The sequence below is a fragment of the Macrococcus hajekii genome, assembly GCF_004359505.1.
Lineage (GTDB): Bacteria > Bacillota > Bacilli > Staphylococcales > Staphylococcaceae > Macrococcus > Macrococcus hajekii.
Genome location: NZ_SCWE01000058.1, coordinates 1 through 237 on the forward strand (window position 1 = coordinate 1; position 237 = coordinate 237).

1 protein-coding gene is annotated in these 237 nt (G+C 54.0%); it reads left to right on the forward strand.

Annotation, left to right across the window (positions count from 1 at the left end; translation table 11 throughout):
• A partial coding sequence (locus tag ERX37_RS11360) for a collagen-flanked surface repeat-containing protein (protein WP_208001709.1) occupies positions 1-237 on the forward strand: 237 nt, incomplete at both ends.

Here is a 237-nt window from a genome sequence, read left to right on the forward strand (position 1 = left end):
CGATCACGAATCCAGATGGCACGACAACAACAACAGTGATCAAAGATGGTGCGGACGGCGAATCACCAACGGCGACAGTAGTCGACAACGGCGACGGCACGCACACAGTGACGATCACAAATCCAGATGGTACGACAACAACAACAGTCATCAAAGACGGAGTAGACGGTAAGTCACCAACGGCGACAGTAGTCGACAACGGCGACGGCACGCATACAGTGACGATCACGAATCCGG